This window comes from Mesorhizobium sp. M4B.F.Ca.ET.143.01.1.1, assembly GCF_004792275.1.
GTDB lineage: Bacteria > Pseudomonadota > Alphaproteobacteria > Rhizobiales > Rhizobiaceae > Mesorhizobium > Mesorhizobium abyssinicae.
Genome location: NZ_SRSR01000008.1, coordinates 239,788 through 263,140 on the forward strand (window position 1 = coordinate 239,788; position 23,353 = coordinate 263,140).

Annotated in this window: 20 protein-coding genes; 15 read left to right on the forward strand and 5 right to left on the reverse strand. The window is 64.9% G+C overall.

Features of this window, described 5'->3' with window-relative positions; genetic code table 11:
* The first annotated feature begins 15 nt into the window (after positions 1 to 15).
* From EN786_RS21475 to EN786_RS21485, 3 genes are all read left to right on the forward strand, one after another.
* The gene (locus EN786_RS21475) at positions 16 to 549 is read left to right on the forward strand and encodes a hypothetical protein (protein WP_135908834.1); all 534 of its coding nucleotides are present in this window, start codon (positions 16 to 18) and stop codon (positions 547 to 549) included.
* Between the two features lie 85 nt (positions 550 to 634).
* On the forward strand, positions 635 to 877 hold the full coding sequence (locus EN786_RS21480; protein WP_127311896.1) for a DUF1127 domain-containing protein: 243 nt from the start codon (positions 635 to 637) through the stop codon (positions 875 to 877).
* A gap of 104 nt (positions 878 to 981) precedes the next feature.
* The gene (locus tag EN786_RS21485; RefSeq protein ID WP_127311895.1) at positions 982 to 2,574 is read left to right on the forward strand and encodes a peptide chain release factor 3; all 1,593 of its coding nucleotides are present in this window, start codon (positions 982 to 984) and stop codon (positions 2,572 to 2,574) included.
* Between the two features lie 84 nt (positions 2,575 to 2,658).
* On the opposite strand, the gene EN786_RS21490 is transcribed toward EN786_RS21485, so the two are convergent.
* Positions 2,659 to 3,129, reverse strand: coding sequence for a VOC family protein (locus EN786_RS21490; protein WP_127282467.1), 471 nt, complete (start codon positions 3,127 to 3,129; stop codon positions 2,659 to 2,661).
* A 245-nt stretch (positions 3,130 to 3,374) separates the two neighbouring features.
* Between EN786_RS21490 and ilvD the strand changes: the two genes are divergently transcribed.
* Positions 3,375 to 5,219 (forward strand): dihydroxy-acid dehydratase, encoded by a 1,845-nt coding sequence (gene ilvD / locus EN786_RS21495; RefSeq protein ID WP_135908836.1) that lies wholly within the window; start codon positions 3,375 to 3,377, stop codon positions 5,217 to 5,219.
* Positions 5,220 to 5,341: 122 nt separating this feature from the next.
* Here the strand turns inward: ilvD and EN786_RS21500 are convergent, their stop codons facing one another.
* Positions 5,342 to 7,096, reverse strand: a complete 1,755-nt coding sequence (locus tag EN786_RS21500; RefSeq protein WP_127311905.1) for an ABC transporter ATP-binding protein — start codon at positions 7,094 to 7,096, stop codon at positions 5,342 to 5,344.
* Positions 7,097 to 7,279: 183 nt separating this feature from the next.
* Between EN786_RS21500 and EN786_RS21505 the strand changes: the two genes are divergently transcribed.
* Positions 7,280 to 8,560, forward strand: a complete 1,281-nt coding sequence (locus EN786_RS21505; protein ID WP_135861147.1) for an amidohydrolase family protein — start codon at positions 7,280 to 7,282, stop codon at positions 8,558 to 8,560.
* Positions 8,561 to 8,643: 83 nt separating this feature from the next.
* Entirely contained in the window at positions 8,644 to 9,567 is a 924-nt protein-coding gene (locus tag EN786_RS21510) for a DMT family transporter (RefSeq protein ID WP_127309804.1), read from the forward strand.
* Positions 9,568 to 9,585: 18 nt separating this feature from the next.
* Here EN786_RS21510 and EN786_RS21515 read toward each other — a convergent pair whose 3' ends face one another.
* Complete coding sequence (locus tag EN786_RS21515; RefSeq protein ID WP_135908838.1) at positions 9,586 to 10,488, reverse strand: phosphotransferase family protein; 903 nt, start codon at positions 10,486 to 10,488, stop codon at positions 9,586 to 9,588.
* 110 nt (positions 10,489 to 10,598) lie between these two features.
* On the opposite strand from EN786_RS21515, the gene EN786_RS21520 reads away from it, so the two are divergent.
* The gene (locus EN786_RS21520) at positions 10,599 to 11,231 is read left to right on the forward strand and encodes a class I SAM-dependent methyltransferase (protein WP_127282461.1); all 633 of its coding nucleotides are present in this window, start codon (positions 10,599 to 10,601) and stop codon (positions 11,229 to 11,231) included.
* Positions 11,232 to 11,235: 4 nt separating this feature from the next.
* On the opposite strand, the gene EN786_RS21525 is transcribed toward EN786_RS21520, so the two are convergent.
* Together EN786_RS21525 and EN786_RS21530 are read right to left on the reverse strand one after the other, a co-directional pair.
* Complete coding sequence (locus EN786_RS21525; RefSeq protein ID WP_127309806.1) at positions 11,236 to 13,677, reverse strand: FAD-dependent oxidoreductase; 2,442 nt, start codon at positions 13,675 to 13,677, stop codon at positions 11,236 to 11,238.
* Positions 13,674 to 14,561, reverse strand: coding sequence for a phosphotransferase family protein (locus EN786_RS21530; RefSeq protein WP_127282459.1), 888 nt, complete (start codon positions 14,559 to 14,561; stop codon positions 13,674 to 13,676). Before EN786_RS21530 ends, EN786_RS21525 begins: the two co-directional genes overlap by 4 nt.
* Positions 14,562 to 14,964: 403 nt before the next feature.
* Between EN786_RS21530 and EN786_RS21535 the strand changes: the two genes are divergently transcribed.
* The 8 genes from EN786_RS21535 to EN786_RS21575 all read left to right on the forward strand — a co-directional run bounded on the left by EN786_RS21535 (position 14,965) and on the right by EN786_RS21575 (position 23,327).
* Positions 14,965 to 15,738: a DeoR/GlpR family DNA-binding transcription regulator gene (locus EN786_RS21535; protein WP_135908840.1), complete on the forward strand. Its 774-nt coding sequence runs from the start codon at positions 14,965 to 14,967 to the stop codon at positions 15,736 to 15,738.
* A gap of 74 nt (positions 15,739 to 15,812) precedes the next feature.
* A complete protein-coding gene (locus EN786_RS21540) occupies positions 15,813 to 16,724 on the forward strand; it encodes a LysR substrate-binding domain-containing protein (protein WP_127282457.1) in 912 nt (303 codons plus the stop codon).
* Between the two features lie 220 nt (positions 16,725 to 16,944).
* Entirely contained in the window at positions 16,945 to 18,099 is a 1,155-nt protein-coding gene (locus EN786_RS21545; protein WP_127282456.1) for an ABC transporter substrate-binding protein, read from the forward strand.
* Between the two features lie 167 nt (positions 18,100 to 18,266).
* A complete protein-coding gene (locus EN786_RS21550) occupies positions 18,267 to 19,265 on the forward strand; it encodes an ABC transporter ATP-binding protein (protein WP_127309808.1) in 999 nt (332 codons plus the stop codon).
* 223 nt (positions 19,266 to 19,488) lie between these two features.
* On the forward strand, positions 19,489 to 20,457 hold the full coding sequence (locus EN786_RS21560; protein WP_127309809.1) for an ABC transporter permease: 969 nt from the start codon (positions 19,489 to 19,491) through the stop codon (positions 20,455 to 20,457).
* Entirely contained in the window at positions 20,447 to 21,262 is an 816-nt protein-coding gene (locus EN786_RS21565) for an ABC transporter permease (RefSeq protein WP_127282453.1), read from the forward strand. The genes EN786_RS21560 and EN786_RS21565 overlap by 11 nt, the downstream gene beginning before the upstream one ends.
* Positions 21,263 to 21,368: 106 nt before the next feature.
* Positions 21,369 to 22,796 carry a gamma-aminobutyraldehyde dehydrogenase gene (locus tag EN786_RS21570; RefSeq protein WP_127309810.1) on the forward strand — a complete coding sequence of 476 codons (1,428 nt, stop codon included), beginning with the start codon at positions 21,369 to 21,371 and terminating at the stop codon, positions 22,794 to 22,796.
* 45 nt (positions 22,797 to 22,841) lie between these two features.
* Positions 22,842 to 23,327 carry a nuclear transport factor 2 family protein gene (locus EN786_RS21575; protein WP_127309811.1) on the forward strand — a complete coding sequence of 162 codons (486 nt, stop codon included), beginning with the start codon at positions 22,842 to 22,844 and terminating at the stop codon, positions 23,325 to 23,327.
* The last annotated feature ends 26 nt before the right edge of the window (positions 23,328 to 23,353 follow it).

The window sequence follows — 23,353 nt, forward strand, 5'->3', positions numbered from 1 at the left end:
GGGGAGGCACGGGTGGTGAAACTCTTCGCAAATCTCGTCCTCGGCACGGCGTTGTCCGGCGCCATCTGGGCCTCCGCGCTCGCCTGCGGCACCGCGGATGCCCATGATACGCCGGATCCGGTGCTCAACCGGTCTCGGGAAATGGCGGCCAGGTACGTCAACATCGAGGTCGCCAAGGCCGAAGGCTACCAGCAGCTCTTCGAATGCACGAGGCATGACGAGCACGGCACGATGGGGGTCCACTTCATCCATCCGGGCCGTGCCGGCGATGGCAAGCTCGTGCTCGCCGAGCCGGACGTGCTGACCTACGAGCCGGAGCCGGACGGCTCCATGCAGCTCGTCGGCATGGAGTACATCGTCTTCGAGAAGGACTGGAAGGGCAAGGGCGTTCCCGAGTTCCTCGGCCGCACCCTGCAGCGCAAGACGACCGTGGGCGTCCATCCGGTGGACCCCTACTACGAGCTGCATGTCTGGCACTGGCGGCACAATCCGGCCGGCATGTTCGCAGACTGGAACCCCTATGTGAGCTGCGCCAACGATCAGTCCTGACGCAGCCAAGACCCGGCACCGCAACGGGAGGGTCATTGCATGGCCCTCCCGATCTCCCATCGTTCAAACAGAAGGAAATACGACAATGTCATCCCTTGAAGAACTGGAATTCACCATCGATCGGCCCTTCGGCTGGCGCTTCTTCGTGACGGCCATCGATCGTTTCGGCGTCGGCGCCTTCGCCCGCATCATCCGCATTCGCAGGGACCGGGCGCGGCTTCACGAATTTCCGGATCACCTGCTGCGCGACATCGGCATTGATCGCTCCGAGATCGCGTTGGTCACCCGCTACGGCAGCAAGAATGGTCGCGGCTGGCTGTGGAACTGATCTGCGCGGCCGATTTCCGGTCGTCTCGGACCGATCGGCCCGAAACTGTCGACAGGCCGGAAAAGCGCTGCTAGAAGCCCGCGCCACAGACAGGATTCCACGACTTGGCAGAAGACATCGAAAACGCGGTATCGCGCCGTCGCACCTTCGCGATCATCGCCCACCCCGACGCCGGCAAGACCACGCTCACCGAGAAGCTGCTTTTGTTCGGCGGCGCGATCCAGCTTGCCGGCGAGGTCAAGGCCAAGAAGGACCGCATCCAGACCCGGTCCGACTGGATGAAGATCGAGCGCGAGCGCGGCATTTCGGTCGTCACCTCGGTGATGACCTTCGAGTATGACGACAATGTCTTCAACCTGCTCGACACGCCCGGCCACGAGGATTTCGCCGACGACACCTATCGCACGCTCTCGGCGGTCGACTCGGCCGTCATGGTCATCGATGCCGCCAAGGGCATCGAGCCGCGCACGCTGAAGCTGTTCGAGGTCTGCCGGCTGCGCGACATCCCGATCATCACCTTCGTCAACAAGATGGACCGCGAGAGCCGCGATCCCTTCGAGATCCTTGACGAGATCGAGCAGAAGCTGGCGCTGGACACCGCGCCTGTCACCTGGCCGATCGGCCGCGGCAAGACCTTTTCGGGCACCTACCATCTGGCGCTGAACGCCGTGCGCAAGAGCGATGACGAGAAGGAGCGCACGCCGGTCAACGGTCCCGATTCCAACCGCGTTGCCGGGCTGCTGCCCGACAATGAGCGGGAAGCCTTCATCGAGGAGCTGGAACTCGCGCGGGAAGCGTGCAGACCCCTCGACATCGACGCCTTCCGCGAGGGCCATCTGACGCCGGTCTATTTCGGCTCGGCGCTGCGCAATTTCGGCGTGCGCGACCTGATCGAGGCGCTCGGCGCCTTCGGGCCGCTGCCGCGCGCGCAGGAGGCCGACAGCCGCAAGGTCGAGGCGACCGAGGAGAAGATGACCTCCTTCGTCTTCAAGATCCAGGCCAACATGGACCCCAACCACCGCGACCGCATCGCCTTCGTGCGCGTCTGTTCGGGCAAGCTCGAGCGCGGCATGAAGGCCAAGCTGGTGCGCACCGGCAAGCCGATGAGCCTGTCGGCGCCGCAGTTCTTCTTCGCCCGCACCCGCGTCACCGCCGACGAGGCGTTCGCCGGCGACGTCGTCGGCATCCCCAACCACGGCACGCTGCGCATCGGCGACACGCTGACCGAGGGCGAGGAGATCCTGTTCCGCGGCGTGCCGAACTTCGCCCCGGAAATCCTGCGCCGCGTCCGCCTCGGCGATGCCATGAAGGCCAAGAAGCTGAAGGAAGCCCTGCACCAGATGGCCGAGGAAGGCGTGGTGCAGCTGTTCTCGCCCGAGGACGGCTCGCCTGCCATCGTCGGTGTCGTCGGCGCCCTGCAGCTCGACGTGCTCAAGGAACGGCTGAACATCGAGTACACGCTGCCGGTCGATTTCGAAATGTCGCGCTTTTCCGTCTGCCGCTGGATCTCGGCCGACGACAGGGCCGAGGTGGAGCGCTTCATCGAAGCGCATCGCGGCGACATCGCCCGCGATCTCGACAACGATCCGGTGTTCCTCGCCCAGCACGCCTTTTCGCTCAACTACGAAGCCGAGCGCTGGAAGGCGATCCGCTTCGCCGCGGTGAAGGACTACCAGGTCCGCGACAAGGCGGCGTAGTCACTCCTTTTTCCTTCTCCCCGTTCACGGGGAGAAGGTGCCCGAAGGGCGGATGAGGGGCGGCGCCGGCGTTTGAGATTTCACTCAGCCTCGCGCCGCTTCCTCGATCTTGGCGATGTCGATCTTGCTCATCTCCATCATCGCCGACATCACGCGGCCGGCCTTGGCCCGGTCCGGGTCCAGAAGCAGCCGCGGCAACTGCTCCGGCACGACCTGCCAGGACACTCCGAACTTGTCCTTGAGCCAGCTGCATTGCGACGGTTCGCCTCCGCCTTCGATGAGCCTGTCCCAGAAATAGTCCACCTCTTCCTGCGTCTTGCAGTCGATCGACTGTGACATCGCCTCGTTGAACTTGAATTGCGGTCCGCCGTTGAGCGCCTGGAACTGCACGCCGTCGAGTTCGAACGTGGTCACCAGCGCCTTGCCTTCATCGGCGTGGCCTTCGGGCCAACGCATCACGCTCAGCACCTTCGAATTCTTGAAGATGGACACGTAGAAATTCATCGCCTCTTCGGCCTGATCGTCGAACCACAGGCAGGTGGTGATCTTTTGCATCTCGTGCTCCTCGGGTTGCTTCTTACGATGAAACGGCTGACTCCGGGAATGGTGCCATTCCGTGCCGTCTGTCCAAGGACGGCCGCGCGGCGCGCGATCCGACAATGGCATCGAATTTTCCTGGAAAATCTGGCGCGCCGCAAAATTGTGGCCAGACCAGGCTTCGGCGTCTATAACGCCTGCGACCTGAATTCAGCGCCGCCGCGCTCCGCATCGAGCGTGGCCAGCCAGCTAAGGAAAATTGCATGCCCGCCTATCGTTCCCGCACCACCACCCATGGCCGCAACATGGCCGGCGCCCGCGGCCTGTGGCGCGCCACCGGCATGAAGGATTCGGATTTCGGCAAGCCGATCATCGCGGTCGTCAACTCCTTCACCCAGTTCGTGCCCGGCCATGTCCATCTGAAGGATCTCGGCCAGCTGGTGGCGCGCGAGATCGAGAAGGCGGGCGGCGTCGCCAAGGAATTCAACACCATCGCCGTCGATGACGGCATCGCCATGGGCCATGACGGCATGCTCTATTCGTTGCCGTCGCGCGAGCTGATCGCCGACTCCGTCGAATACATGGTCAACGCCCATTGCGCCGACGCCATGGTCTGCATCTCCAATTGCGACAAGATCACCCCCGGCATGCTGATGGCCTCGCTGCGCCTCAACATCCCGACCGTCTTCGTCTCCGGCGGACCGATGGAGGCCGGCAAGGTGGTGCTGGCCGGCAAGACGCAGGCGCTCGACCTCGTCGACGCGATGGTCGCCGCCGCCGACGACAAGATCTCCGACGAGGACGTGAAGGTCATCGAGCGCTCGGCCTGCCCGACCTGCGGCTCGTGCTCGGGCATGTTCACCGCCAATTCGATGAACTGCCTGACCGAGGCGCTCGGCCTGTCGCTGCCCGGCAATGGCTCGACGCTTGCCACCCATGCCGACCGCAAGCGCCTGTTCGTCGAGGCCGGCCATCTCGTCGTCGACCTCGCCCAGCGCTACTACGAGCAGGACGACGAAAGCGCCCTGCCGCGCAGCATCGCCTCCAAGGGCGCCTTCGAGAACGCCATGGCGCTCGACATCGCCATGGGCGGCTCGACCAACACGGTTCTGCATATCCTGGCCGCCGCCCACGAGGGCGAGGTCGACTTCACCATGGAAGACATCGACCGGCTGTCGCGCAAGGTGCCGGTGCTCTGCAAGGTGGCGCCGGCCAAGTCCGACGTGCACATGGAGGACGTCCACCGCGCCGGCGGCATCATGGCCATCCTCGGCCAGTTGGACAATGCCGGGCTGATCAACCGCGACCTGCCGACCGTGCATACGGCGACGCTAGGCGAGGCGCTCGACCATTGGGACATTTCCCGCACCTCCAGCCAGAACGTGCGCGACTTCTTCCTCGCCGCCCCCGGCGGCGTGCCGACGCAGGTCGCCTTTAGCCAGGACCGCCGCTGGGACGACCTCGACACGAACCGCGAGACGGGCGTCATCCGTTCGGCTCAGACGCCGTTCTCCAAGGATGGCGGCCTTGCTGTGCTGAAGGGCAATCTGGCGCTCGACGGCTGCATCGTGAAGACCGCCGGCGTCGACGAGTCGATCCTGAAGTTCACCGGTCCGGCCAGGGTGTTCGAAAGCCAGGACGCTTCGGTCAAGGCGATCCTCGGCAATGAGATCAAGGCCGGCGATGTCGTCGTCATCCGCTATGAGGGTCCGCGCGGCGGCCCCGGCATGCAGGAGATGCTCTATCCGACCAGCTATCTGAAGTCGAAAGGCCTCGGCAAGGCCTGCGCGCTGATCACCGACGGCCGCTTCTCCGGCGGCACGTCGGGTCTGTCGATCGGCCATGTCTCACCGGAAGCCGCCGAAGGCGGGCTGATCGGCCTGGTCCGGGAAGGCGACACGATCGAGATCGACATCCCGAACCGCAAGATCCATCTCGCGGTCAGCGCAGCCGAGCTCGATGCCCGCCGCGCCGCCATGGCGGCGAAGGGCGCGGATGCCTGGAAGCCGGAGGAAAAGCGCAAGCGCAAGGTCACGACCGCGCTGCGCGCCTACGCCGCCTTCGCCACCAGCGCCGACAAGGGTGCGGTGCGGAAAGTGCCGGAGTAGGGTTAAGCTGCGACCCCTACCTCCCCCTTGTGGGGAGGTCGGACCGAAGGTCCGGGTGGGGGCGGCGCCGACCCCCGCCCCGCTGCTTCGCAGCGACCCTCCCCACAAGGGGGAGGGTAAGCTCACGGCATCAGCTGATACTCATAAAGCTTCTGGTAAAGCCCGCCCTGCTTGAGCAACGCCTTGTGCGGGCCGCTTTCCTGCACCTTGCCGTTCTCCAGCACCACGATCGTGTCGGCCTGATGCACGGTCGACAGCCGGTGCGCGATGACGATGGTTGTGCGCCCGACCGTGAGCTGCTGCAGCGCGTCGCGGAACAGCGCTTCCGACTCGGCATCGAGCGCGCTGGTCGCCTCGTCGAGCAGCAGGATTTCGGCATTGCGCAGCATGGCGCGCGCGATCGAGATGCGCTGGCGCTGGCCGCCGGACAATAGCGAGCCATTCTCACCTACCTCTGTCTCGTAGCCCTTGGCCATGGCGCTGATGAAGTCATGGGCATTGGCGGCCTTGGCGGCGGCGATCACCTCCGCTTCGGTCGCATCCTGACGGCCGAGGCGGATGTTGTGCATGACGGTGCCGGCGAACAGGAACGTGTCCTGGCTGACATAGGCGATCTTCTGCCTGAGCGAGGCGAGCGCCGCATGCGAGATATCCTGGCCGTCGAACGCCACCTTGCCGCTCTGCGGGTCGTACATGCGCATGATCAGATTGAGGATCGTCGACTTGCCGCCGCCCGACGGCCCGACCAGCGCCGTCATCTTGCCGGGCGCCAGGGTGAGGTTCAAGTCTTTGAAGACCGGCGCGCTCTCGGGATAGGCGAAAGTTACGTCTTCGAACCTGATCTCGCCGGGCCCCGGCCGCAGCGGTGTGGCGTCGGGCTTTTCGGAAAGGGTCAGCGGCCGATCGGCGAGTTGGAACATCATGCGCACACCGACGATCCCGGTCTCAAGCGAGATGCGCACGCGTGCCAGGCGCTTGGCCGGCTCATAGGCCAGCAGCAGCGCTCCGATGAAAGCCATGATGTTGCCCGGCATCTGGCCGCCCTGCAAAACCAGGAAACCGCTCACAAAGATCGCACCGGCGATCGCCAGCCCGGCAAGCGTTTCCATCACCGGACTGGTGGCGGCTTCCAGTGTGGCGATGTTGTTGGCGCGGTTCTCGACGTCGGAGACCGCCTTGTACATGCGCTTGCGCATCGCGCCTTCGAGGTTGAAGGATTTGACGACACGCACCCCGATCGCCGTCTCCTGCATCACATGCACGATCTGGCCGAGCGAGCGAAATTCCATCGACGCAATCTTGCGGATGCGCTTCAGGATGCGGTTGACGCCGTAGATCGCGACCGGCCCGACGACGAAGCAGATCAGGGACAACGCCGGTTGCTTCCAGACCATGACGGCCACCAAGGCAATCAAGGTCACCAGGTCCCGCACATAGGATGTGACGACGAGGTCGAGGACGCTGCGTGCGGCCTGCGCGTTGTTGGTCATGCGCGTGATCAGGTCGGATGACGAGGTCGAATGGTAGAACTCGATGCCTTGCGCCAAGATCCGGTCATAGATCTTGCGCTGGCGGTCGGCGATGATGGCGTTGCCGACCCGGCTCATGAAATAGGCCTGGACGAAGTTGGCGATGCCCTTGGCGATGAAGATTGCGGCGACCGCAAAGGCTATCCAGTTGACGCGTTCGACTCTCTTGTAGATCACGAATTCATTGGTGATTACGCTGAGGATCCAGGCGCTGGCGGCGGTCGTGGCGGCCACCACCAGCATCGACACTATGGCGGCGCCATAGCCGAACTTGTGTTGGTGAAAGGATTCCCTCACCAACCTCGCGATGAGGCTCTGGTTTTCCGACGAACGGAAGAAACGAAACAAACGGCTGATCCCGTGCCTGGCTGGAGTCTCTGAGCGAATTTCGGATTCGCCACGAGGGCGAGAGGCGGCTTATAGAGCGAGTTGCCGCCGGATGGAACCTTTCGCGCTTGCGGAACGAAACGGCTGCGGCAGACCCTCTTTTGCGCCAGGATGGCGCTGATTCTACCAAGGGGATGACGGAAGATGGATTTCGACCTGATCGTACGCGGCGGCACGCTGCCTGACGGCAGGGTTGCCGATATCGGCATCGCCGGCGAGACGATCGCCGCGATCGAGCCCGAACTGACCGCCGCCGCGGGCACGGTGATCGACGCGCGTGGCAATCTGATCTCGCCGCCCTTCGTCGATCCGCATTTCCATATGGACGCCACGCTCTCCTACGGCATTCCGCGCATCAACGCCTCCGGCACGCTGCTCGAAGGCATCGCCCTGTGGGGCGAACTGAAGCCGCTGCTGACGCATGAGGCGGTGCGCGAGCGTGCGCTCGCCTATTGCGACTGGGCGGTGTCGATGGGGCTGCTTGCCATCCGCACCCATGTCGATGTCTGCGACGACCGGCTGCTGGCGGTCGAGGCGCTGCTCGAGGTCAAGAAGACCGTCGCGCCCTATATCGACCTGCAGCTCGTCGCCTTCCCGCAGGACGGGCTCTACCGCTCGCCGACGGCGCGTCAAAACACCGTCCGCGCGCTCGATCTCGGCGTCGACATTGTCGGCGGCATCCCGCATTTCGAGCGCACCATGGCCGACGGCACGCGCTCAGTAACCGAGCTCTGCGAAATCGCCGCCAAACGCGGCCTCATGGTCGACCTGCACTGCGACGAGACCGACGATCCGCTGTCGCGCCACATCGAGCAGCTTGCCTATGAGACCGAGCGGCTCGGCCTGCAGGGCAGGGTGGCCGGCTCGCACCTCACCTCCATGCATTCGATGGACAATTACTACGTCTCCAAGCTGTTGCCGCTGATCGCCGAGGCCGGCGTGGCGGCGATCCCCAATCCGCTGATCAACATCATGCTGCAGGGCCGCCACGACACGTTCCCCAAGCGACGCGGCCTGACCCGGGTGAAGGAGATGCTGGCGCTCGGCATCCGCGTCGGCTGGGGCCAGGACTGCGTGCTCGACCCCTGGTATTCGCTGGGCACCGCCGACATGCTCGACGTCGCCTTCATGGGCCTGCATGTCGCCCAGATGTCGAGCCCGGCCGACATGGCGCGCTGTTTCGACATGGTCACCAACGTCAACGCCGCCATCATGGGCCTCGACCACCTCGGGCTGGCCGTCGGCAAGCGCGCCAGCCTCGTCGTCCTCGATGCCGGCAATCCGATCGAGGCGGTGCGCCTGCGCGCTGAACGGCTCTGCGTCATCGCCCGGGGCAAGGTGGTGGCGGAGCGGACAAAGCAGGAAACGCGCCTGTCGATCGCGGGCAGGCCGCAAAATGTCAACCGAAGGCATAAATCGAGCTAGAACCAGCCGATTTTCGTCGCTGGTCTTACGGATTGCCGGGATTTTGCTCGTCAAATCCCCGGCTTGAAGCTAGGACGCCCGCCATGGCTCAGTCTTTCGCCCGTGGCTTTACGATCAAGAACATGCTTCTCGCCGGCATCCTCCTGATGCTGGCCGGCGATTTCATGTTCGCGCTGAACGACGCGATGGGCAAATGGCTGGTCGCCTCCTTCTCGGTCGGTCAGGTGGTGCTGATCCGCTCGATCGGCGCCTTCATCGTGCTCGGTCCGATGATCGCCAACCAGGGCACGGGCAAGCTGTTCAGTCTCGACCGGCCGATGCTGCAGGTCCTGCGCGTCGTGGCGACCACGCTCGATACCGGGTTCTTCTACGCCGCGGTCGTCTATTTGCCGCTCGCCGACGTGATGAGCTTCTACATGGCCGGCCCGATCTATGTCGCGGCGCTGTCGCACCTGCTGCTCGGCGAGAAGGTCGGCTGGCGGCGATGGCTGGCGATCCTGGTAGGCTTCTGCGGCGTGCTCATCATCCTGAAGCCGTCCTCTGCCGCCTTCTCAATGTCTTCCGGCTTTGCGCTGGTCGGCAGCATCGCTTTCGGCTTCGCCATCATCCTTGGCCGTCGTCTGCGCGGCACCAGCGACACTACGCTCGTCACCTGGCAGACCATCGGCACGCTGGTTGTCGGCGGGGTCTTGACCATCGGCGCCTGGCGCACACCGTCCGCGCTCGATTTCGGCGCCATGCTGTTGCTCGGCGTCGTCTCCTGCGCCGCCCATCTGATGATCACCAGGGCGCTGAAGCTGGCGCCGGCCTCGACGCTGGCGCCTCTGCACTACAGCCTGCTTCTGTGGGCGATCGTCTTCGGTCTGGCCTTCTTCGGCGACGTGCCGAGCCTTCGTATCCTGGTCGGCTCGGCGATCGTCGTGCTCGCCGGCATCTTCATCTTCCATCGCCAGAAGGTGGTGGAGACAGTGGTTCCCCCGGAGAACGTGCCGAAGGGCGTGAACTAGGGCTCGCAGTTCGGGCGGCTAGCCCTTGCGTATCGCCGCAAGGTGGAGCGAGAACTCCGCCGTCTCCATCAACGCCTTGCAGCGGACGAAACGGCCGTCGGCATAGGCGCGGAAATCATCGACCGGATTGTTGTTGGCGAGCTGGATCAGCCCCCACAGCGTCCACAGAAGGTCGCACATCGCCTTGTAGATGACGACGCGGCCGCGCTCGGCGGGCTTCGGCGCGCGGCCGAAATAGGCGAGCATCAATTCTTCGTCCTGCGCGGCGTCGAATTTGCCTTCGACGGAGAGATCGCCGAGGTCCCAGAGCGGATCGTTCATGCCCGAATATTCCCAGTCGACGATCCACATCTTGTCACCGGTATCGAGAAAATTCTCGCACAGCGGATCGCAGTGGCAGGCGACAATTGGAATGGGGTGGGCGGCAAGCGCCGCGCGCACGCTGTCGGCCTCGCGCACCACGTCGTGATAGCCGGCGGGCAGCGCCACATCCTTGGTCGACAGCACCCTGAGATAGTCGTCGATCATCGCAAACAGCTCGAAGCGGAACGGAAACACCGCGCCGGATGAATGCAGCTTGCGGAAGGCCTCGCCGGCGCGCGCCGGACTGCCGAGCCGCGTCTTGAACTTCTCCGGCGACATCGTCTCGGCACCGGCGACGTAGCGGCTCACCAGCACGCCCGTCGCGGCGTCGGCATGCAGCACCTCGGGGCTGACCCCGGCCTTGGCCGCCTCGCGCGCCGCCACCGCCTCATTGGCGCGGTTGATATACTCCTCGGTGCCCTTGCCGGGGATGCGCAGGCAAAGATCGCCGGCCCTGTAGACGAGATTGGTCAGGCCGCCGAGCCGTTCCAGCGGTCCCTGGTAGCCCGCCAGCACCGGAATCGCGGCCAATGCCGCGCGTGCCTCGTCCGTCATTATGCCCCCGTGTTTACCTTCTCACCTTGTTTATGGAGGAACGGTTCCACAATTTTCGCCATTTGGCTATCATCCGATCAAAGTCGACTCGATCAGGCGGCGGCAACAGAAAGATGGCAGACAGCAAGCATCTTGGACCGCTCACCGCGGCCTACGCGGCGAAGCGGCCGGAAGAGGTGGCAGCGCTTTACGACCGCTGGTCCGAGACCTACGACGCCGACATGTCGGCGGCCGGTTATCGCCATCCGACGATCTGCCTGGCGCTGATCGCCCGCCATCTGGCGCGCGGCGCCGCGCCGCTGCTGGATGCCGGCGCCGGCACCGGCCTGATCGGCGAATGGCTTGCCATCACCGGCTATCCCAAGGTCGAGGCGCTCGATATTTCGCAAGGCATGCTGGACAAGGCTGCCGCCAAAGGCGTCTACACGGCGCTTCACTGCCTGGCGATGGGTGGGCCATTGCCCTTCGCGGACAATGCCTATGCCGGCATCGTCTCGGCAGGCGTCTTCACTTCAGGCCATGTCGGCGCCGAGGGTCTGGACGAGTTGATCCGCATCTGCCGGCCGGGCGGGGTTATCGTGCTCACGGTCAAGAACACGCTGTGGGAGGCCGGCTTTGCTAAGCGCGTCGCCGCGCTCGAGGCAGGGCGCACGGTCGTCCGCGTCGAAGAAACCGCGCCCTATGTCTCAATGCCCGGCGAGGCCGACACGGTGCCCAGCCGCGGCCTGGTCCTGCGCGTGATCTGAAGCCCTAGGCTTTGATTTTTTCCCCGGCCGGATCGTACATCGGCTCGAGATGGATCTTTGCCGGCGTCCGCTCCATCGCCACCACCAGCTCATAGTCGCCGGATGCGAGAAAATCGTCGCCGACGCCGGCGGCGTTGCGCACATAGCCGTAGCCGATGTTCTTGCCCAGCGTGTAGCCATAGCCGCCGCTGGTGAGATAGCCGACCGGCTCGCCATTGCGCAGGATGGTCTCGCGCCCGACCAGGACGATCGCGGGGTCGTCGACAGTAAAGCCGGCAAAGCGTTTCTTCAGCGCCTCGCCGGCGGCGTCCTCTAGTGCCCTTCGGCCGACGAAGTCGGTGTTCTTGCGAAGCTTCACCGCCCAGCCGAGGCCAGCCTCCTGCGGCGTGTCGTTGGGCGTGATGTCGGAACCCCAGGCGCGGTAGCCTTTCTCCAGCCGCAGCGATTCCAGCGCCCGGTAGCCGATCGGGCGGATGCCGTGCGCCTCGCCCGCCGCCATGAGCGCGTCGAACACCTCGCCGGTCGCCGCGATCGGCACATGCAGTTCCCAGCCGAGCTCGCCGACATAGGTGACGCGCAGCGCCTTGACCGTATGGCCGGCGATCTGGATCTCGCGCGCATGGCCGAACGGGAAGGCGGTGTTGGAGGCATCCGCGTCCGTCACCGCCGACAGCACGTCGCGGGCGCGCGGCCCCATCAGCGTCAGCGTGCCGAAATCCTCCGTGACATCCTTGAGCGCCACGTCGAGCCCCTTGCCGACATGGTCCTCGATCCACGACAGATCATGGGTGCGGAAGCCGGTGCCGGTGACGATGTAGAACCTATCCTCGCCGAGCCGCGACACGGTCAGGTCAGCCTCGATGCCGCCGCGCGTGTTGAGAAGCTGCGTATAGGTCAGCCGGCCGACCGGCTTGGCGACGTCGTTGGAGCAGATCCAGTCGAGCGCTTTCAAGGCATCCGCGCCGGTCATCTCGTATTTGGCGAAGGACGACTGGTCGAAGATGCCGACCTTCTCACGAACATGCCGATGTTCCTCGCCGACCGCCTCGAACCAGTTCTGCCGGCCCATCGAATAGACGTCCTCCGGCTCGACGCCGTCGGGCGCGAACCAGTTCGGCCGCTCCCAGCCGAGCTTCGAACCGAACACGGCGCGGTGCCCGCCCAGCCGTTCATAGAGCGGCGAGACGATGCGCGGCCGGCCGGAGAGATATTCCTCATGCGGGAAGCCGATCGTGTAGTGCTTGCCATAGGCCTCCAGCGTGCGGTCGCAGACCCATTGCCGGTCGCGGTGCAGGTTGGAAAAACGCCTGATGTCGACGACCCAGAGGTCGAGCGGCGCCTCGCCGTCGACCACCCATTGCGCCAGCACCCAGCCGGCGCCGCCGCCAGACGCGATGCCGAAGGCGTTGAAGCCGGCGCCGACGAACATGTTGGCGCATTCGGGTGCCACGCCTAGGATGAAATTGCCGTCCGGCGTAAAACTTTCCGGCCCGTTGATCATCTGCTTGACGCCGGCATGGGCCAACGCCGGCACGCGCTCGATCGCCTGCGCCATATGCTGCTCGAAATGATCGTAGTCGTCGTCGAACAGCCGGAATTCCCAGTCGTTGGGAACGTCGCCCGTCGTCCAGGCCTGCGGGTTCGGCTCATAGCCGCCCATCACCAGCCCGCCGACCTCTTCCTTGAAGTAGGTGCGGCGGTCGGGGTCGCGGATCGTAGGCGCGTCGGTCGCCAGCCCGTCGATCTTCTCGGTGATGATGTACTGGTGCTTGACCGGCTGCAGCGGCACGTTGATGCCGGCCATCGCGCCGACCTGGCGGGCCCATTGCCCGGCGCAGTTCACCACCTTGTCGCAGGCGATGTCGCCCTTGTCGGTCTTCACCGCGGTGATGCGGCCGTCCTTCATCGCGAAGCCGGTGACGCGCACCTCCTCGAACAGTTTGGCGCCATGCATGCGCGCGCCCTTGGCCAGCGACTGGGTGATGTCGGAGGGGCTCGCCTGGCCGTCGGTCGGCAGCCAGGAGGCACCGACGAGGTCGCCGGTCTCCATCAGCGGCCACATCTTTTTCACCTCGTCCGGCGACAGCAATTGCATATCCATGCCGAAGCTTTTCGCCGTCGTCGCCAGCCGCCTGAACTCGGTCCAGCGGTCGGCATTGGTGGCCAGCCTGAGGCACCCGGTCATCTTCCAGCCGGTGGCGAGCCCGGTCTCGGCCTCCAGCCCCTTGTAGAGCTCGACGGAGTATTTCAGCACGCGCGTGATCGAGGCCGACGAACGCAGCTGGCCGACCAGCCCGGCCGCGTGCCAGGTCGAGCCCGAGGTCAGCTTGCCCTGCTCCAGGAGCACGACATCGGCCTTGTGGTCGCGCGCCAGATGATAGGCCGTCGAGCAGCCGATGATGCCGCCGCCGATGACGACGATCCCGGCATGGCTGGGCAAAGTCATGGGCTCAGCCTTCCGTATTTGGTCTGGTAGTGGTCCAGCGCCGCGTCGAGCCGCGTCAGGTTCTCCTCGGTGTAGGCGACGTAGTCGATGCCGGGCGCGTCGAGATAGAGTTCGGAGACCATGCTCCACATCGCCTCGCGCAGCAGCGAGGCGCATTGCATCGCGGCATGCGAGCGCCGGATGGCATCGTCAGGCTCCTTCATGAAATAGGCGGTGAGCAGGGCGAAGGATTCCTCGTCGCTCAGGCCGGCGTTGGAGGCCGAGCCGGCAAGGTCGAACATCGCCGTGTTGAAACCCGCATATTCGAAGTCGATCAGCCACAGCCTGTTGCCGTCGTCGAGAATATTGGCCGGCAAAAGATCGTTGTGGCCGAAGACGATAGGCAGCAGTTTTTGCGCGCGTTCCAGTTCATCGGCGAGCGTCAGGTAGCGGGGCAATTCGTCCCGCTTGCGGCTGCCGCCTTCATCCAGCGTGCGCGCGTAGTCGCGGATGACGTGGAACACCCAGAACATGAAACCGGCGCCGGAGACGTGATTGGGCATTTCGCGGTGGAAGCCGCGCATCAGGGCGGCGACGCGGCCGATGTTGGCGCGCACGTCCTCGGCCGTATAAGTCCTGGCGCCGAGATACTGCGTCACCATGATGCCCGGCTCGGCATAGCGGACGGCCGGTGCGAAGCCCGCGGCATGCGCCGCGCGCGAGGTCATCACCTCGCGCTCGCGAAAGACGTGGTGGAACGGAAAATCCTGGCCGAAGCGCACCACATGCCGTCCGGCCGCGTCCTGGACCAGGTAGTTGGCGTTGCTCAGGCCGCCCGGCAGCGGCTCAATCTCGATCGTGCCGGTCCAGCAGGGCAGGGCGCGGATGCGGTCTTCGACGGTCACGGTCTATCCCTGGTTGGGCTGAGTTTCGACAAAGCGCCACGGACAGGGCGGCGACGGCGGAGGGGAATGGGAAAATCTCGTCGGTGCGGGACGCCAGGACCGGTATCCCGCACCGCACCGACGAGCCCCTTGGCCAGGTTTGTGATCCCGGCATCCGCCCCCGCGGATCTGAAAATTCCTTGCACCAGGCCCGTTCCGGGCGATCTGGTCCGTGAATTGCGGCTCTGCCATCACCTTCCCGTGGCGCTTTCGAGCCTGTCACCTTTCTTCGATCTCACGCCAGTGTTGGTCGGCTGTCAATCAAAAGCCGTGACTTTTTTTGGGTGTTTTGCCCGAAAGTATAAGCGCTTCCTTTAAAAACGGCAGGATTGCCTTAGAATCGGTCAAAATCCTGGAAGCCCGTATGATCCATTCGAAACGGCATGGCGAGATTTTGCGGCTCCTCAACGAGGAGGGCACCATCACCATCGCCAGCCTGGCCGACCGGCTGGGGGTCTCGCTGGAGACCGTGCGCCGCGACGTCAAGCCGCTCACCAATGACGGCTCGATCCTGAAGATGCACGGCGCCGTCAGTCTGCCGGCAATGGCGGGCGAAGCGCCGTTCGAGCGGCGCATGCGCGAGAATGCCGACGCCAAGCGCGCCATCGCCCGCATGGTCGCCGCCACCATACGCGACGGCGAGTCGGTCATGCTCGATACCGGCACGACCACCTCGTTCCTCGCCCGCGAGTTGCTCGGCCACCGGCGGCTCACCGTCGTCACCAATTCGTCGGACATCGCCCGCACGCTGGCCACCGTCAACGGCAACAAGGTCTACATGGCCGGCGGCGAGTTGCGCAGCGATTCCGGCGCCGCCTTCGGCGTCTCGGCCATCGACTTCGTCAGCCGCTTATCCGTCAGCCACGCGGTGATCTCCATCGGCGCGGTCGACGCCGTCGCCGGCCTGATGGACTACGATCTGGAAGAGGCGGAGTTCGCCCGCATGGTGCTGTCGCGCGGCCAGCGCTCTGTGGTGGTCACCGATCAAAGCAAGTTCGGCCGCCAGGGTCTGGTCCGGGTCTGCGGCTTCGACGGCTTTTCCGAACTCGCCACCGACCTGCCGCCGCCGCGCGACATCGCCGCCGCGCTCGCCGCGGCCGGCGGGCGGATCAGCATAGCCGGTGGCGACGGCAGGTAAGACCGGGACAGCGATGTTGTGGGCCGCCAAGTGGCCCGCTTTCCTTCCGCCCTGCGCCAGTGTTTAGTCCCGCCATGGCTTTCACCATCCGCCAGCTGCAGTTCTTCGTCGCCGTCGCCGAGCAGGGCACCGTGTCCGGCGCCGCTCAGAACCTCTCCATCTCCCAATCCTCGGTCACCGAGGCGATCAAGGAACTGGAAAGCGACCTCGGCGTCGAACTGTTCGAGCGCCATCCGCGCGGCCTCAACATCACCCACAAAGGCCACCAGTTCCTGCGCCACGCGACCAAGATCCTCGCCGATGTGTCGGACGCCCGCCGCGCCTTCTTCGGCGACCAGCTGGTGGCCGGCGGCCGCCTCCAGCTCGGCGTCACCTCGCTGGTCGCCGGCTATGTGCTGTCCGATCTTCTCGCCCGCTACCGTCGCGCCTATCCCGGTGTCGAGGTCTCGGCCATCGAGGACAATGGCGACTATCTCGAGCACCTTTTGATCGGCGGCAAGCTCGATATCGCCGTCATGGTCACCTCGAACCTGCGCGACCGCACCGCGCTGCAGTCGGAAATCCTCGAGGTCTCGGCCTATCGCCTGTGGGTGCCGCTCAGCCACAAACTCGCCAGCGCCGACATCATCGATCTCAGCGACATCGTGTCGGAGCCGCTGATCATGCTGACCGTCGACGAGATCGAGGAGAACACCGGCAAGCTGCTCGCCGCGCTCGGCGCCAGGCCGCATGTCGCCTTCCGCACCCGCTCGGTCGAGGCGGTGCGCAGCCTCGTCGCCACCGGCGCCGGCGTGGCGCTGTTGCCCGACCTCGTCTACCGGCCATGGTCGCTGGAAGGCGACCGCATCGAATCGCGCGATATTTCCGGCGCCTTGCCGGTGGTCCAGGTAGGCATGGTCTGGCGCCGCGGCTCCAGCCTGCCGCAGGCCGCGCGCGACTTCATCGGCCTTGCCCAGTCGCAGCGCATGGTCCGCCAGCGCCCCTGACAAGCTCGCGCATTTATCTATCGGAAAAACCGATATCGGCTTTCTGATAAATGAATTTGCGAAACCGGGAATTTCGCAGCAACCTCCGGTTAGGGAACCAAAAGCCGCCGCAGAGTGCGGCCCCTTGGAGCGCCGCCCATTTTCCTGGTCGGCGGACGCTTCAATGTTTTGAGGGTGCGCGTGATCTTATCGAGACATGCGCCAAAATGGGAGATCGATGATGAATTCATTCCTGAAGTCGTGCACTGCATTGACGGTCGCGCTGACCTTCTCCGGCCAGGCCGTCGCCCAGGTCAAGGAACTCGGCAAGGGCGAGGGCGAGGTCAACATCGTCGCCTGGCCGGGCTACATCGAGCGCGGCGAAACCGACAAGGGCTATGACTGGGTCACCTCCTTCGAGAAGGAGAGCGGCTGCAAGGTCAACGTCAAGACCGCCAACACGTCGGACGAGATGGTCTCGTTGATGAACGAGGGCGGCTTCGACCTCGTCACCGCGTCGGGCGATGCCTCGTTGCGCCTCGTCGCCGGCAAGCGCGTGCAGCCGATCAACACCGATCTCGTCCCGAGCTGGAAGAGCGTCGACGACCGGCTGAAGGACGCCCCCTGGTTTACGGTCGACAAGGTGCATTACGGCGTTCCCTATCAGTGGGGCCCGAACGTGCTGATGTACAACACCGACGTCTTCAAGGAAGCGCCCAAGAGCTGGAATGTCGTCTTCGAGGAGATGAACCTGCCCGACGGCAAGTCGAACAAGGGCCGCGTCCAGGCCTATGACGGTCCGATCCACATTGCCGACGCCGCCAACTACCTGATGTTCCACAAGCCGGAACTCGGCATCAAGGATCCCTACGAACTGACCGAGGACCAGTACAAGGCTGCGCTCGACCTGCTGCGCGTCCAGCGCACGCTTGTCGGCCGCTACTGGCACGATGCCGCGATCCAGGTCGACGATTTCCAGAACGAGGGCGTCGTCGCCTCCGGCTCGTGGCCGTACCAGGTCAACACGCTGGTCGCCGCCAAGAAGCCGGTCTCCTCGACCGTGCCGGAGGAAGGCGTCACCGGCTGGGCCGACACCACCATGATGGAGGCGGACGCCGCCCATCCGAACTGCGCCTATATGTGGCTCGAGCACTCGTTGTCGCCCAAGGTTCAGGGCGATGTCTCGGCTTGGTTCGGCTCGCTGCCGGTAGTGCCCGCCGCCTGCAAGGGCAATGAACTGCTCGGCGACGAAGGCTGCAAGACCAACGGCTACGACAATTTCGACAAGATCAAGTTCTGGAAGACGCCGGTGTCGAAATGCGCCAGCGAGAACAACCAGTGCGTCCCCTATTACCGCTGGGTGTCTGACTATATCGGCGTCATCGGCGGACGGTGATCCATCACCCTCCCCCTTGTGGGGAGGGTAAACGCGCAGCGTCGGGGTGGCGGTCCGTGCCAGCCACCCCACCCGCGGCTTCGCCGCGACCTTTCCCATGGAGGGGGAGGTGAAGCAGCGCGCTATCGCGATCCGACAGAACCAAACCGGCAACTGACTGACAGCCCATGACCTCGGCCGTATCCTTTCAAAAAGTCTCCCGCCATTTCGGCAGCGTTCGCGCCGTCGACGCCGTCGATCTCGACATCGCGCCCGGCGAGTTCTTCGCCATGCTCGGCCCGTCGGGCTCCGGCAAGACCACCTGCCTGCGCCTGATCGCCGGCTTCGAGCAGCCGACCTCGGGCTCGATCTCCATTTTCGGCGAGCGCGCCGAGGGCGTCCCGCCCTACCGCCGCAACGTCAACACCGTCTTCCAGGACTACGCGCTCTTTCCGCATCTGAATGTCCTCGACAACGTAGCCTACGGGCTGATGGTCAAGGGCGTCGGCAAGCCGGAGCGCCATAAGGCGGCGGAAGAGGCGCTGTCGCTGGTCAGGCTTCCTGGCTATGGCGCTCGCCGTCCGGGCCAGCTCTCCGGCGGCCAGCGCCAGCGCGTCGCGCTCGCCCGCGCGCTCGTCAACCAGCCCAAGGTGCTCCTGCTCGACGAACCACTCGGCGCGCTCGACCTCAAGCTGCGCGAGAACATGCAGGAGGAGTTGAAGTCGCTGCAGAAGGCGCTCGGCATCACCTTCGTCTTCGTCACCCACGACCAGGGCGAGGCGCTGTCGATGGCCGACCGCGTCGCCGTCTTCAACGACGGCAGGATCATGCAGATCGGCACGCCTGAAGACATCTACCAGCGCCCGAGGACACGCTTCGTCGCCGACTTCGTCGGCTCGTCCAACGTGCTGCCGCCGGATTTCGTCCAGCGCTATTGCGGCCAGCATCGCTGGGGCAGTCTGCGCCCCGAATCCATCCGTGTCGCGCGCGACGCGAGCGGCGACGGCGTTGCCGCCCGCCTGGTCTCGACCAACTATCTCGGTGCCACCACCAGGCTGGCGCTCGACGCCGATGGACTAAGGCTTCACGCCATGGTGCCCGCCGGCATGGGAGTGCCTGAGGAAGGCGAGGCGGTGCTGCTCACCTTCAACCGTGACCACCTGCATCTGATGGACGAGCCGGCATGATGACGGTTGGCGCGAGGCCCCCCTCTCTGTCCTGCCGGACATCTCGCCCTCAAGGGGGGAGATTGGCTATCCATTCCGGCTTCGCCAATCGCCGACGTGGCAGAATTGGCGAGGCCGAGAAACTGCTGATCTCCCCCCTTGAGGGGGAGATGTCCGGCAGGACAGAGAGGGGGGCGAAGGATCACGGCCTTTCAGGCAATTCTCTTCAGCACGCGGCGGCGCCATGACCATCGCCGCTGTTCAATCCAACCCCGCCGCGCCTGCCATCCTGCCGGGCAGCGGCGGCCTGCGCGGCGCGCTCTCCGACCTGTTCTGGCGCCGGCCGAAGCTGTTGCTGCTCCTCATGCTGCTGCCGCCGGTGCTGTGGCTCGGCATCGTCTATATCGGCTCGCTGTTCGCCCTGCTGGCGCAGAGTTTTTTCTCCATCGACGAGTTCTCCGGCCTCATCAACCGCGAGTTCACGCTCAAGACCTATGGCGACCTGCTCCAGGCCGCCAATCTCGACATCATCCTGCGCACGGTGACGATGGCGGCGCTCGTCACGCTGGCCTCGGCGATCATCGCCTTCCCCATCGCCTACTACGCAGCGCGCTACGCGCGCGGCCGCTGGAAGGCGCTGTTCTACCTTGGCGTCATGCTGCCGCTGTGGTCGAGCTACCTGGTCAAGGTCTATGCCTGGAAGCTCATCCTCGCCAAGGAGGGCATCCTCACCTGGCTGCTCGGCAAGCTGAACCTTCTGTGGCTGCTCGACGCCTGGCTGTCGCTGCCGATCGTCGGCGGGAACTCGCTGTCGGTGTCCTTCACCGGCACCTTCATCGCCTTCGTCTATGTCTGGCTGCCGTTCATGATCCTGCCCGTCCAGGCGGCGCTCGAGCGCGTGCCGGGCAATCTGGTCGAGGCCTCGTCCGATCTCGGCGCCTCGCCAGGCCAGACCTTCCGCAACGTGCTGTTCCCGCTGGCGCTGCCCGGCATCGTCGCCGGCTCGATCTTCACCTTCTCGCTGACATTGGGCGACTACATCATCCCGCAGATCATCGGCACCTCGCGCCTGTTCATCGGCCAGGCCGTCTATTCGCAGCAGGGCACGGCCGGCAACATCCCGCTTGCCGCCGCCTTCACCGTGGTGCCCATCGTCATCATGGGCTTCTACCTCTGGGGCGCCAAGCGCATGGGGGCCTTCGATGCGCTCTGACGGCTCGCCTTCCGCCCCGCTCGGCCTGAAGATCGCCGCCGCCTGCGGCCTGCTCTTCCTGCACCTGCCGATCCTGCTGATCTTCGTCTACGCCTTCACGACGGAGGAAAAGAGCTTCGTCTGGCCGCCGCCGGGGCTGACCACGCAATGGTTCGCCGTCACCTGGAACCGCCCGGATGTGTGGGAGGCGCTGTCGCTGTCGATCCGCGTCGCCGCCATCTCGACGGCGATCGCGCTGGTGCTCGGCACGCTGTGCGCCGCCGCCGTCTCGCGCACGCGCTTCTTCGGCCGCGAGACCATCTCCTTGCTGGTCATCCTGCCGATCGCGCTGCCCGGCATCATCACCGGCATCGCGCTGCGCTCGGCCTTCGCGCTGGCCGACATCCCCTTCTCGTTCTGGACGATCGTGCTCGGCCACGCCACCTTCTGCGTCGTCGTCGTCTACAACAATGCCGTCGCCCGCTTCCGCCGCACCTCCGGCTCGATGATCGAGGCCTCGATGGATCTCGGCGCCGACGGCTTCCAGACCTTCAGGCATGTCGTGCTGCCCAACATCGCCACCGCGCTGCTTGCAGGCGGCATGCTCGCCTTCGCGCTGTCCTTCGACGAGGTCATCGTCACCACCTTCACCGCTGGCCAGCAGCAGACCGTGCCGATCTGGATGCTCGAGGAACTGATCCGCCCGCGCCAGCGTCCGGTCACCAATGTCGTGGCCATGGTCGTGGTTCTGGTGACGCTGCTGCCGATCCTCTTTGCCTATTACCTGACCCGCGACGGCGACCAGATCGCTGGTTCGGGCAAATGAAGAACAGCGAATAGGGAATAGCCAATAGCGAATAAGGGAAAAGTCGACCGCCAACCCTATTCGCTACTCGCTATTCGCTACTCGCTCCTGATCAAGGAGAAATCTTATGGACACCCAGATGCTGATCGGCTCGACCTTCGAGAAGGGCACCGAGACCGAGGAGCCGATCCTCAATCCAAAGACCGGGGCGACCATTCTAAGCCTGCCTGAAGCCAGCCCGGCGCAGATCGAGGCTGCTGTGAGTGCCGCCGAACAAGCGTTCGTCAGTTGGTCGCGCACCACGCCGGCGCAGCGCTCCGGCTATCTGCTGAAGATCGCCGACCGCATCGAGGCCGAGGCCAAGGAATTCGCTGCGCTCGAGGCGCTGAACTGCGGCAAGCCGATCAACTCCGTACTGAATGACGAGATCCCGGCGATCGTCGACTGCTACCGCTTCTTTGCCGGCGCCGTCCGTTCGATGCCCGGCCAGGTCGCCGGTGAATACCTACCCGGCCACACCTCGATGGTCCGGCGCGACCCGATCGGCATCGTCGCCTCGATCGCGCCGTGGAACTATCCGCTGATGATGATGGCCTGGAAACTGGCGCCGGCGATCGGCGGCGGCAACACCGTCGTCTTCAAGCCGTCCGAGCAGACGCCGCTGACGGCGCTGAAGCTGGCCAGGATCCTGGCCGAGATCCTGCCGGAAGGTGTCGTCAATGTCGTGCTCGGCCGTGGCGAAAGCGTCGGCAACGCGCTGATCAACCATGCCAAGGTCAACATGATCTCGATCACCGGCGACGTCGCCACCGGCAAGAAGGTGCTGCAGGCGGCCGCCAAGTCGGTCAAGCGCACGCATCTCGAGCTCGGCGGCAAGGCGCCTGTCATCGTGTTCGACGACGCCGATCTCGGCGCCGTGGTCAGCGGCCTGCGCGCCTTCGGCTACTACAATGCCGGCCAGGATTGCACCGCCGCCTGCCGCATCTATGCCGGCAAGAAGGTCTACGACAAGCTGGTCGCCGACCTCTCCTCCGCCGTCTCGACCATCAAGTACAACCGGCCGGACGACACCGAGAACGAGATCGGCCCGCTGATCTCGCGCCGCCAGCGCGACCGCGTGTCGAGCTTCGTCGAGCGCGCCTCGGAACTGAAGCACATCGAGATCACCACCGGCGGCAAGCCGGGCGAGGGCTCGGGCTTCTACTACCAGCCGACGGTCGTCGCCGGCGCGCTGCAGGAGGACGAGATCGTGCGCCGCGAGGTGTTCGGCCCGGTTGTCTCGGTCACCCGCTTCTCGGAGGTCGACGAAGCAGTGAACTGGGCGAACGACAGCGATTATGGGCTGGCCTCGTCGGTGTGGACCAGGGACGTGTCGCGCGCCATGGCGACGGCTGCCCGCCTGCAATATGGCTGCACCTGGATCAACACCCACTTCATGCTGACCAACGAGATGCCGCATGGCGGATTGAAGCAGTCCGGCTACGGCAAGGACATGTCGCTCTACGCGCTGGAGGACTACACCGCCGTCCGCCATGTCATGGTGGCCCACGGCTAGCGCCATTCGCAGGGAACCTACCATTCAAAACCAGGGAGGAAGAAGATGCATCGCCGCCAGTTTCTGACATCAGCAGCCATTGCCGCCACGCTCCTTGCCGTCGCGCCGGCCTTTGCCGACGACAGCGCGAAGTCGGTTATCGAAGCATACCTCGCCGCGTGGAACGCTCATGATTCCGCCAAGGCCGCCGGCTATTTCGCCGAAGACGTCACCTACTACGACGCGTCGGTCGGCACCCCGGTCAAGGGCAAGGAAGCGGCCAAGACCGGCGTCATCGACAATTTCCTCAAGGCCGTCCCCGACGCCGTCTGGACGATGAAGGGCGCGCCTGTGATCGAGGGCGACCGCGCCTCCTTCGAATGGGAGTTTTCCGGCACCAACACCGGCCCCTGGGCCGACGGCACCGCCGCAACCGGCAAGAAGTTCTCCTTCACCGGGGCCTCGATGTTTTCACTCAAGGACGGCAAGATCGCAACCCAGAGCGACTATTACGATGCGCTCGGTTTCTACAAGCAGCTTGGCCTGATGTAGGTTGCTGCTTCGGGCAAAAAAGGATG